Here is an 8,485-nt window from a genome sequence, read left to right as displayed (position 1 = left end):
CGGGGCCGGGGGCGGCGTTTGAGGCGCGGGAGCACTCGCCGCCGGACGGGCCGGCCGGGGCTTGGCCTCGACGCGGCTCCAGTCGATGCCCGCCTGGTGCCACACGGCGTTCGACCGCTGCCAGGGCGAGGTGTTCGGCATGCCACGAAGGCGCGAGGTCTCAAGGGCATCGGCGGCCTCGGCCAGCCGCTCGGTGATCCGGCGGCGCTCACTCCGGGCGCTCGGCGGCGGTGGCGCGGCCGGCCCGGAATGCTCCGAGGCGGCCCCGCCGCCGAAGAAATCCCCAGGGGAGGAGGCGCCGTTGCCGGTCGTGCTCACGCTGACCCTCTCGTTGAAACGTCCCGTGCAGAGGACCATCAAACCCTGCTTCGGCACACGATGAGGCCGAGAAAGGCGCATGTCCGGCACCCATTTCCGGACGGCCCGCCCCCGCGCGCACCGACCCGAGGAGCCGAGCCACCACACCCGCGCCCGGACGACGGATGTTCTCCCTGGTCAGGACAGAATCGCCGGTTCCTTCGACCATGAGGCCGAAGTGGCCGCCCCCCGTACGTTCCGCCCGCACCGTCAGGACCCCGACACAGCCACCGACCCCGCCGGCCGGATGTCCGCCCTTCGGACCGCAGGCGCGGCGCGTACGCCGGCACGCCGACCGCGATCCCGGCTCGTGCGGCCCAGGACGTACGCGGCTAGGGGCGGACGCCGTCGGACAAAAGGCGGTGCTCGGCGAATCGGACACCGGCGGGTAGAGCCCGGCCCTGCGTCGGTGGGTCAGCCGCGGACGTACACGCGTGTGCCGATCGGCAGTAGCTTCGCCACGATCGTCGATGTGCTCATCGGCACCCGTACGCAGCCGTGGGACGCCGGTCGCAGTGGCACGGCCGGCTCGCCGTGGATGGCGTACCCGCCGTCGAAGTAGTTGGCCTTGTAGAGCGTGCCCAGCGGCGAGGTCTCCCAGCCGGAGGCCTTGCGGTACACGCGGAAGTTCCCGCGCGGTGTGTGCGCGTACCCGGTGTGCCCCTGCGAGGAGTAGTACTCCTCCGACCCGGAGGAGATGTGGCTCGTCAGCACGAGGCGGCCGTTCTTGTAGACGTAGAGGAGCTGGTGCTTGACGTCGACCTCGGCGCGATCGTCGGCGCCCTTGGGCACGAGCGGCTTGGGCGTCCGCGGCGTCGCGAACGCGCTCCAGAACCCCACGCTCGTCCGTGACATGGGCTTGATGTGGTTGACCTTCTGGAACGCCCAGACGGCGAAACTCGTCGCCGACCCCCACTTTCCGTCGGCGGCGCCGGGGTCGTACCCGAGGTCCTCGAGCCGCTGCTGAAGCACCTTCACCTCGGCGCCCTGGTCACCCTGGCGGAGCCTGGGGCCGACGACCTCGCCACGCGGAATCCGTAACGTGGCCGGGCCGCTCCGTACGGGGGCGGCGGCGGCCTTGGGGGTGGTCGCGGCGGTGAGCGCCGGGACCAGCAGGAACGCCGAGCCGGTCCCGGCGAGGACGGCCGCGCTCAAGCGGATGCGCATCGGCTATCACTCCCGGTCGAGAGGAAATCGTCGTCTCCCGGCGTCCCCGCTTCCGCGCGCTTTACTCATGCCCGGCCGTCCCTTGACGCGGGGCGGGGTCAGCGGCGGGGCATCGTACGGGTCTCGACGAGCCCCTTGTAGGCGAGCGCGCGCACGTGCACGATCGGCGCGTCGGCGGGCAGGTCGCCGGTCCACTCCTCGTCGCGCGTGACGCCGAAGCCGTTCACCTCGACACGGATGCCCGGCGGCACGATGATCTCGATGTCGGACTTGTACGCGACCGCGTGGATCACGGTGACCGGCTCGGTGAGCTCGGCGGCCCGCAGGTCGATCACTCCGCTGCCCTTGTAGATGAGCACGCGGAAGGTGCCCGGCACCCGCCACCGGCCGGCGTACCGCACGCTGTTCTTGTACGCGACCGCGTGACGGCCCGGCTTGGGCATCCGTCCGGGGACCGTGGCCGCCGGACGCGGCGCGGCCGGCGCGGTGGCGGCCGGCAGGTCGGTGAGCAGTACGTCGAGGTCGCCATGGGTGCGCGCGGCCAGTGCGGCGCGCATGCGCTCGTCGAACTCCACATCGGCCAGCCGACCCTCGGCGAAGGCGACCTGCAGCCGCTGGACGGTCGCGTCCCGTTCCTGGTCGGAGGCGCGCATGCTCGGCGCGGGCGAACTCGCCTCGCGGTACGGCTCCATCGATGGATCCCCCTTCAGGCCGCAGAACGAGATGTATCTTAAACCCACTTCTCTCTAATGGCGAGACCTTGCGGAGCGGCGACTCGCCGGGCGCGCACGCCGGGCGAGGACCCGCGGGGGCGGTTAGGTTTGGCCGTGTGCTGCTACTCACGACACTCGACGCCTGGCGCGCCGAGCCGGACCAGCCGTTCCGCGACGAGTCCGCCGCCTACACGCCCGAGGAGGACGCGGTCGCGCTGGCCAACGACGCCTTCCCCGGCGATCAGCTGATCGCGCTGGTCGTCCCCTTCTCCCGCATGCCGCTGCCCGGCGTGATCAACCGATCCACGGTCGAGGAGGTCCGGTACGCCCGGCGTGACCCGAGCGGCCGGGTGACCGGTTTCCACGCCCGTCCCCCGGTGGCCGAGGCGCTGGACCTGCTGCCGCATCCGGAGGGCGGCTGGTTCCGTGAGACGTGGCGGACGGCGGACCGCCTCCAGGCACACGGCGGCGAGCGCAACACCGCCACCGGCATCTACTTCCTGCTCGGCGTCGGCGACGAGTCGATGTGGCACGTCGTCCGCTCCGACGAGCTGTGGCTGTGGCACCGCGGAGGCCCGCTGGAGCTGACGACCCGCGGCGACGCGCCGACCGAGGAGAACACCGTCCTGCTCGGCCCGGACCTGGCCAACGGCCAGGTACCGCAGGCACTGGTACCGGCCGGAATCTGGCAGTCCGCCCGACCGGCGGCGGGCCAGGAGGTCCTGGTGAGCTGCGTCGTCTCCCCCGGCTTCGACCCGGCCGACTTCAGCGTCTGACCCGGCCACGCGCCGCGACTCACCGGCAGAGAAGAACACCCGCCCTGCTCGGCCCGGACTTGGGGCACCACTGATGCCAAGCGGCATCTGACCACCCGCCCGACCGGGAGGCACCGGTAAGCCACATCGCCGCCCCGGCTTCGACCTGACCGACCGCGCACCGCGACGCCTTCGCCCAAAGACGCCACCCCGCACGACCCCGACCTGAAACACGATGCGGGCACCACTGAACCCGAGCAGCATCCGACAACCCGGGAGGCACCGGTAAGCCACACCCCCCGGCTCGCCTCGACCGAGCTCAGCGTCTTACCGGCCACCCTGTCCCGTACGGTCGCCGGGAGATCGCCCCGCCGACGCCGCTCGGCCGCTGGTCCCGCGACGCCCGCGCTCAGCGGTTGCGGAACCGCGGCTCGCGCTTCTCCATCGTGGCCGCGAGCCCCTCGACCAGGTCCTCGGTGAGGAAGGCCATGGTCTGCGTGCGGTTCTCCACCGCGAGGTGACCGCGCAGCCCCGAGGTGTCGAGGGAGAGGTTCAGCAGCTCCTTGGTGTGCCGCAGCCCGAACGGCGAGCGTTTCAGCAGGTCGGTGGCGAGTTCGAGAGCGGCGTCGAGGTCCGCTCCCTCGTCGGACAGTGTGGCGAGCAGGCCGAGGTCCTGCGCCTCCGCGGCGGTGACCGAACGGGCCCGGTAGAAGATCTCCGCCGCCCGTGAGGCACCGATCAGCCGGGGCAGCAGCCAGGTGAGCCCGAGGTCACCCGCCGAGAAGCCGAGCTTGAGGAACGGCGCGATGAACGTCGCCGTCGGGTCGGCGACCCGCAGATCGCAGGCCAGGGCGACGGACATGCCCATGCCGGCCACCGGGCCGTGGAGCGCGGCGATCACCGGCTGCGGAATGTCGCGCAGCCGGAGGATGAGCTCACCGCTGCGCGCCATGCCCCGGTAGACCCGCGCGACCCGGCCCTCCTCGTCGCCCTCGCGGGAACCGAGGCCGTCGCCCCGGACGTCCATGCCGGCGGTGAAGGCACGCCCGGCACCGGTCAGCACCACCACGCGGGTCTCGACGTCGGTGGCCAGCCGATCCAGGATCGCGAGAAGCTCCTCGACCATCGCCGCCGTGACGGCGTTGAGCCGCTCGGGACGAGACAGCGTGATCACCGCCAGCCCGTCCCGCCGCTCGAACGTGATCGCGCTCACCGGACGACACTCACTTCGCCACCATCCAGACCCATGAACCACCCCACCCGGCCCGGAGACAGCCCCGCCCGGCCCGGAGACAGCCCCGCCCGGCCCGGAGACAGCCCCGCCCGGCCCGGAGACAGCCCCGCCCGGCCCGGAAGCAGCCCCCTCCCGCCCGGGGGCTCCAGCCCACTTCCATTGTCCAGCCCGAGGTGCGGCGGGGTGAAGATGAGGCCGCGCATCTGTGGATATCCCTCGTCAGCGCGGGGCGCTCATTTGATGGCGTTGAAGACGGCCATGGTCTGCTCGCCGATGTCCTTGGCGAGCAGGTACGGCTCGACCTCGTTGATCTGCTGCCAGTTGTCGCGCACGTCCTCCACGCTGAGGCCGCCCTGCTTGGTGAAGCCCGGTCCCTCGGCGACGAAGACGCGGGCCACCCGGCCGCCGCCCACGCTGTAGGTCTCGCCGGTCGACTCGTTGGTCTCGTGCGCGAGCCAGGCCACGACCGGGGTGACGAGCTCGACGCTCAGCTTCTCCTTGTACTCCGGCGGGAACAGTTCCTCGGTCATGCGGGTCCAGGCGATCGGGGCGATCGCGTTGACCTTGATGTTGTACTTGGCGCCCTCGGCCGCCAGCGTCTTGGTCAGCCCGACCAGCCCCATCTTGGCCGAGGAGTAGTTGGCCTGCCCGAAGTTGCCGAACAGCCCGGCGGGCGAGGTGGTCATGACCACGCGGCCGTACGCCTGCTCGCGCAGATGCGGCCATGCGGCGTGGGTGACGAGGAACGACCCGCGCAGATGGACGGCGAGGACCTGGTCGAACTCCTCCGGCGCCATGTTCTTGAAGGACTTGTCCCGCAGGATGCCGGCGTTGTTGACGACGATGTCCAGCTTGCCGAACGTGTCGAGCGCGGTCCGTACGATCGCCTCCGCGCCCTCGGGGGTCGCGACGTTGTCGGTGTTGGCGACCGCCTCGCCGCCGTTCTTCTTGATCTCCTCGACCACGGCGGCCGCCGGCCCGGTGGAGGAACCGCTGCCATGCAGCGAACCGCCGAGGTCGTTGACGACGACCTTCGCGCCGCGGGCGGCCAGTTCGAGTGCGTGCTGCCGGCCGAGCCCCTGCCCGGCCCCGGTGACGATCGCCACCCGTCCGTCGAACCGCAGTTCCGCCATGTCCACATCCTCCTCGCGACGCGTTACCGACTCCGTGTGTGTATCAAACCGAATCACACTCGGACGGTCCAGGCGGGCGCCGCGCCGGTCGGTGACTCCCCGAAGAAACGAAAGAATGACCGACCGGCGTCCGCCGCGCTGCGCACCGGATGCCGGTCAGTCGTCGCGCCGGCTCTCGCGCAGGTCCTCGCGCAGGTCGGGGACGGACACCGGCTCGGGGTTGGCCTCGGTCTCCTCCGCCGCCTCCTTCTTCCGGCGGCGGTACAGCCAGACGCCGAGCCCGATCAGGACGATCACCGCGACCACGACCGCGAGGACCCGGCCGGCCCACTGGGCGACCTGCTCGAACGCCGTTCCGGCCAGGTAGCCGCCGATCGTGAAGCCGATGCCCCAGGTGGTGCCGCCCAGGGCGTTGAAGACCAGGAACCGGCCGTACGGCATCCGCGCGCTCCCCGCGAGTGCGGGCATGATCGCGCGCAGGAGGGCGGTGAAGCGGCCGATGAAGACGGCGAAGGCGCCCCGCCGGCGCAGGAGGTCCTGTGCGCTGCCGAGCCGGTCGCGGTGCTTGCGCAGCGCGCGGGTGTCGAGCAGCCGATCGCCGAACTTACGGCCGATCTCGTACCCCACCGAGTCGCCCACGACGGCGGCGACCACGATCACGACGAGCAGAATGGGCAGCGAGACCCGGTGCTGGCTGGCGAGCACCCCGGCGATGACGATCGCGGTCTCCCCCGGGAAGACGAACCCGAAGAAGAGAGCGGCCTCGGCGAACACCAGCGCGGCGACCACAGCGTAGATGATCGGGCCGTGCAGGTGGAGTAGAGCGTCAGTTATATGACCCACGGGCGATCAGCGTCCCGTTTCCGGCGTCTCCATGATGATTATCGTATGAGCAGGTCGGCGCCGACGGATCGCTCTAAGGTCGCAAATGCCCATCAACCGGAGGGACGACATGGCGAACATCATGAGCCCTGAGTTGAAGAACGGCCGATTCGTCCGGCAGGCCAACCGGTTCACCGACCGGATCGGCACCGGGGAGTTCCCCGCCGAGGCCGGTCGCTACCAACTCTACGCCTCACTCGCCTGCCCCTGGGCGCACCGTTCCCTGATCGTCCGCAGGCTGCTCGGGCTCGAGGACACGATCGGGGTCACGATCGTCGACCCGATCCGCGACGAGCGCGGCTGGCGTTTCACGCTGTCGCCGGACGGCCGCGACCCCGTGACCGGCGCGCGGTTCCTCTCCGAGCTCTACACCGCCACCGACCCGTCGTACGAGGGGCGCCACACCGTGCCGTGCGTCTGGGACACCGTGAGCGGGCGGCTCGTCACCAACGACTATCCCCAGATCACGCTGACACTCGAGTCGGCGTTCGCGCCGTTCCACCGGCCCGGCGCGCCCGAGCTGTACCCCGAGGAGCTGCGCGCCGAGATCGACGAGGTGAACGATGAGGTCTTCCACAACGTCAACAACGGCGTCTACAAGGCGGGCATGGCCCAGACCCAGGAGGTGTACGAAGAGGCGTTCGACGCGCTGTTCGCCACGCTCGACCGCCTGGAGGCCCGCCTCGACGGCCACGACTACCTGGTCGGCGACCGGCTGACCGAGGCCGACGTGCGCCTGTACCCGACGCTGGCGCGCTTCGACGCCGTCTACCACGGGCACTTCAAGTGCAACCTGCGGCGGATCATCGATTATCCGCGCCTGTGGGCGTACGCCCGCCGGCTCTACGCCGTTCCCGCGTTCGGCGAGACCACCGACTTCGATCACATCAAGCGGCACTACCACGAGACGCACCGGTTCCTGAACCCGTACGGCATCGTGCCCAAGGGCCCGGCGATCTCGTGGACCTGATCGTCGCCGCACGCCGGAGTACGGTCGACACATGGACGAGTTCGCACTCCGCCTGAACCGTCGGCTCGACTCCGAGGGCGGCCTGGTCTGGTCTCCCTACTCCGTCGCGTCGGCGCTGGCTCTCGCCGCGACCGGCGCACGCGGCCGAACGTACGACGAGCTCGCCGCCGCCCTGGGCGGGGCACCGGGCGAGCTGGGCCTCGCGGAGGCCGCGGCGCTCGACGACGCCGAGATCGCGGTGGCCGACACGCTGTGGCTGCGCGAGGGCCTGCCCGTCGAGGAGGAGTACGAACGCGCGACCGGCGCGGCGCTGCACAGCGCCGACTTCGCCGGCGACCCCGAGGCCGCCCGGCGGGCCATCAACGCGGAGGTCGCCAAGACGACACGCGAGCTCATCCGCGACCTGCTGCCGCCCGGCGCCGTCGACCCCGGCACGGTCGCGGTCATCGTCAACGCGCTGTACCTCAAGGTCGCCTGGCGGATCCCGTTCGCCCGGAGCAACACGATCCCGGCGCCCTTCTACGGCCCCGGCGGACGGCGGCGGGTGCCGACGATGCGCCGCACCGGCCACATGCCGTACGCCGAGGCCGACGGCTGGCGGATGGTCACACTCACGGCCGGGGGCGGCGTGGTCGCGGACGTGCTGCTCGGGCCCGAGGACGGCCCGCCGGCACCGGAGTCGCTCCGCCCGCTGTACGACGCGGCACGGTCGGTCAAGGTCGACCTGGCCGTGCCGAAGTTCCGGGTCGAAGGCCGGGCGAGCCTGACCGAACCCCTAGGCGCCCTGGGCGTACGGACCGCGTTCACCGACGACGCCGACTTCTCCGGCATGACGCCCGAGCCCGTACGTATCGACCGGGTCGAGCACAAGGCCGTACTCGAGGTGGACGAACAGGGCCTGGAGGGCGCGGCGGCCACCGCGGCCGTGATGGTACCGGCGAGCATGGACATGAGCCGCCCCGTGGAGTTCCGCGTCGACCGGCCGTTCCTCGTGGTCGTACGCCATCCGGCCACCGGAGCGATCTACTTCCTCGCCCGCGTCACCGAACCCTGATCACCGACCGCCAGAAGCCCGAGCCCCCGCCCGCCCGCAAGCACTCCCCGCCCGCCCGCAAGCACTCCCCGCCCGCCCAGGGGGGCCGACCCCACTTCCATTGTCAAGGCGGCGGCGCTGCCGCGAAAAGCCCGTCGGAACGGCTGTGGATAACTATCGCGCAGGTGGCGTCACTGGGCAGGCGACGTCACCGGGCAGGCAGGCTCACCCGACAAGCGAC

Annotated in this window: 9 protein-coding genes; 3 read left to right on the top strand and 6 right to left on the bottom strand. The window is 71.3% G+C overall.

Features of this window, described 5'->3' with window-relative positions; translation table 11 throughout:
• The 3 genes from ACFFNX_RS14440 to ACFFNX_RS14430 all read right to left on the bottom strand — a co-directional run.
• The coding region (locus tag ACFFNX_RS14440; RefSeq protein ID WP_378200929.1) for a hypothetical protein at positions 1 to 318 on the bottom strand (318 nt) is incomplete at its 3' end.
• A gap of 453 nt (positions 319 to 771) precedes the next feature.
• Complete coding sequence (locus ACFFNX_RS14435; RefSeq protein WP_378200926.1) at positions 772 to 1,524, bottom strand: L,D-transpeptidase family protein; 753 nt, start codon at positions 1,522 to 1,524, stop codon at positions 772 to 774.
• A gap of 98 nt (positions 1,525 to 1,622) precedes the next feature.
• Entirely contained in the window at positions 1,623 to 2,216 is a 594-nt protein-coding gene (locus ACFFNX_RS14430) for a DUF1707 SHOCT-like domain-containing protein (protein ID WP_378200923.1), read from the bottom strand.
• A gap of 137 nt (positions 2,217 to 2,353) precedes the next feature.
• Here ACFFNX_RS14430 and ACFFNX_RS14425 point away from each other — a divergent pair, with 137 nt between their 5' ends.
• Complete coding sequence (locus ACFFNX_RS14425; protein ID WP_378200920.1) at positions 2,354 to 3,013, top strand: cupin domain-containing protein; 660 nt, start codon at positions 2,354 to 2,356, stop codon at positions 3,011 to 3,013.
• A gap of 388 nt (positions 3,014 to 3,401) precedes the next feature.
• On the opposite strand, the gene ACFFNX_RS14420 is transcribed toward ACFFNX_RS14425, so the two are convergent.
• The 3 genes from ACFFNX_RS14420 to ACFFNX_RS14410 form a co-directional block, all read right to left on the bottom strand.
• Positions 3,402 to 4,205, bottom strand: coding sequence for an enoyl-CoA hydratase/isomerase family protein (locus ACFFNX_RS14420; protein WP_378200917.1), 804 nt, complete (start codon positions 4,203 to 4,205; stop codon positions 3,402 to 3,404).
• 254 nt (positions 4,206 to 4,459) lie between these two features.
• On the bottom strand, positions 4,460 to 5,359 hold the full coding sequence (locus ACFFNX_RS14415; RefSeq protein ID WP_378200914.1) for an SDR family oxidoreductase: 900 nt from the start codon (positions 5,357 to 5,359) through the stop codon (positions 4,460 to 4,462).
• A 156-nt stretch (positions 5,360 to 5,515) separates the two neighbouring features.
• Positions 5,516 to 6,202 carry a DedA family protein gene (locus ACFFNX_RS14410; protein ID WP_378200911.1) on the bottom strand — a complete coding sequence of 229 codons (687 nt, stop codon included), beginning with the start codon at positions 6,200 to 6,202 and terminating at the stop codon, positions 5,516 to 5,518.
• 121 nt (positions 6,203 to 6,323) lie between these two features.
• Here ACFFNX_RS14410 and ACFFNX_RS14405 point away from each other — a divergent pair, with 121 nt between their 5' ends.
• Both ACFFNX_RS14405 and ACFFNX_RS14400 read left to right on the top strand, forming a co-directional pair.
• Positions 6,324 to 7,211, top strand: a complete 888-nt coding sequence (locus ACFFNX_RS14405) for a glutathione S-transferase family protein (RefSeq protein WP_378200908.1) — start codon at positions 6,324 to 6,326, stop codon at positions 7,209 to 7,211.
• Between the two features lie 31 nt (positions 7,212 to 7,242).
• On the top strand, positions 7,243 to 8,265 hold the full coding sequence (locus ACFFNX_RS14400) for a serpin family protein (RefSeq protein ID WP_378200905.1): 1,023 nt from the start codon (positions 7,243 to 7,245) through the stop codon (positions 8,263 to 8,265).
• Positions 8,266 to 8,485: the final 220 nt, after the last annotated feature.

The organism is Actinoallomurus acaciae (assembly GCF_042429965.1).
Classification (GTDB): Bacteria; Actinomycetota; Actinomycetes; order Streptosporangiales; family Streptosporangiaceae; genus Actinoallomurus; species Actinoallomurus acaciae.
The sequence above is the reverse complement of the archived record's forward strand: the minus strand, read 5'-3'. Positions and strand labels throughout refer to the sequence as shown.